We start from the raw sequence: 2,263 nt of genomic DNA on the forward strand, positions 1-2,263 counted from the left end.
GGGTCGATCATTCACCGTGGCGGGCCCGCTCAGAGCCTGGTGACGACCGCGGCGAGCAGCGAGCCCATCCGCTCGGCGGCGGCGGCACCGGCGGCCAGCACCTCACGGTGGTCGAGCGGCGTGCCGCTCATACCGGCCGCCAGGTTGGTCACCAGGGACAAGGCGAGCACGTCGGCGCCTTCGGCCCGGGCCACGATCGTCTCGTGGATGGTTGACATGCCCACCAGGTCCGCGCCGAGCGTCCGCAGCATCCGGATCTCGGCCGGCGTTTCGAAATGCGGCCCAGGCAGGCCCGCATACACCCCCTCGGTGAGGGTGGGATCGACAGTGCGTGCCAGGTCACGCAGACGCGGGGCATAGGCGTCGGTGAGATCGACGAACCGCGGACCGATCAGTGGGCTGCGCCCGGTGAGGTTCAGATGATCGGCTACGAGGACCGGCTGGCCGACGCTGTAGTCCTCCCGGAGCCCGCCCGCGGCATTGGTGAGTACCACCGTGGACGCGCCGGCGGCGCAGGCCGTCCGAACGCTGTGGGTGACAACAGACAGATCATGATCCTCATAGGCGTGGACCCGGCCGAGAAAGAGCAGCAGGTGGCGCCCGCCGAGCGTGACGGAACGAACTATCCCGGCGTGGCCGGGCGCGCGTTGCGGCACGAAGCCGCCGAGCTCGGTAACGGTTGTCTCGCCGGCTGTCCTACCGGCCGCGGCCAGCACGTCTGCCGCCGGCAGCCATCCGGACCCGAGAATCACGGCAACGTCATGACGCTCGATCCCGGTGAGCTCGGCCAGACGCGCCGCCGAGATCGAGGCATCCGATGCCTGGAGGGTGGGCCGCATGCGGCGACTGTAGCTTCTCCGGGGACCTTGCCTGGGAGATGGGGGAAGCGCTCGGCTGGGACGGGGGAAGCGCTCGGCTGGGACGGGGGAAGCGCCCCGGCTAGAGAGGCCAGTCCCACGCCACTCCGTAGTGAAGGCCGCGGGAAAGCTCGACGAAGCCCTTGCGCACGTAGCCCAGACCGCTCGGCCGGAGCCACTGATGTTCGTTATCCGGATGCAGCCGGGTCTCCGGGCCGAGCACGCCGGCGAAGTACCACAGCCGATCCGGCGTCGTCGCCGGATCGAACTGTACCTGCAGTATATACCGGTTGTCCTGTTGTGCTTTCGGCACATAACTCAGCACGGGGACCATCTCACGGTCGCTCTGCACCCGCAGCCGGTAGGCAAAGGAAATACGGCGGCCGGGCGGAAGAGTCGCCGGGAATTCAAGTTCGGACACCTGGTGCCCGTTCGAGGTGAATGCGGACCGGCGGACCACGCAGTTTGCCAGTGGTTCCAGGAAGACCACGCCGGGCCGGGGGTCGCTGTGATAACGGGACGTGGCGACGTAATGATCGACACCGTCGTCGAGTGCGACCAGCGACCGGAACACCAGAACTTCCGTGAGGAACCGACCGGAGAGCCGGACCAGGATCTCGGTCCGGTCGAGAGAGAACCGGTGCGACCCGGCTTCCAGAAGATCTCCGATCCCGTCGTTTTCAAGATATTCTCGCCAGCCGTCGCGGATGTTCAGCTCCGCGACCCGTTGCTGTAGGAGGAGCGCCACCTCGCTCGTTCCCCGATAGAACCATTCACGAACGGTACGCTCGTGCCTGCCCCGCCGGCGGGCGAGTGCGTCGATACGGGCGGTTAGGGACGGATCGCCCGGATTTTCACCGTCGATGTTGAAACCGACCTGTGCCCCGGTGCGCAGCTTTTCCTGGGATAGCGCGTGACAGCACTCGGTTATGATTCGCTGTAATGCCGTCGCGCGCTGACCGTCGGTCCATTCACCTGGTGTTCCCGGTAGTTTCACCAGAGGTGAGCCGGCTATTTTCTCGAGATTCAGACCACGTCCGGTCGAGAGTGCGACGAGCTCCGCCCTGATCGTCTCCACGGTTAACTGGGTCATGGCGTTGTGGGTCATGGGTCAGCCCCGTTCCCGTCCTGACTCGGGCCTGTGGACGCGCGAAAGGAGCCGTGATCGCGCACCGTTTGGCCTACCCGCCCGTCGGGCTCCGGGCATGCCCCGCACAGCCGGGCGATATGAACCGGCGCGGCGGTGCGCTGGTTCGACCGGCGGTGAAGAGCTGTTGAGCCGTGGAGCCTCCCGTGGAAAAGAGTAGACGTTGTGGGCTTCCGATGTGTGCACAGTCGACGAAAGACGAAGAAGGCACGATGTATTGTCTGTATTATCTGTTTTGTGTATCCGCGATGCGGATTAT

General features: G+C 65.8%; 2 protein-coding genes. Both read right to left on the bottom strand.

Annotated elements, in window-relative coordinates; genetic code table 11:
• Positions 1-29: 29 nt before the first annotated feature.
• A complete protein-coding gene (locus U9980_RS18820) occupies positions 30-839 on the bottom strand; it encodes a purine-nucleoside phosphorylase (RefSeq protein ID WP_322769119.1) in 810 nt (269 codons plus the stop codon).
• 100 nt (positions 840-939) lie between these two features.
• A complete protein-coding gene (locus U9980_RS18825; RefSeq protein ID WP_322769120.1) occupies positions 940-1,965 on the bottom strand; it encodes a hypothetical protein in 1,026 nt (341 codons plus the stop codon).
• Positions 1,966-2,263 lie beyond the last annotated feature (298 nt).

This window comes from Protofrankia sp. Cr1, from assembly GCF_963555865.1.
Lineage (GTDB): Bacteria > Actinomycetota > Actinomycetes > Frankiales > Frankiaceae > Protofrankia.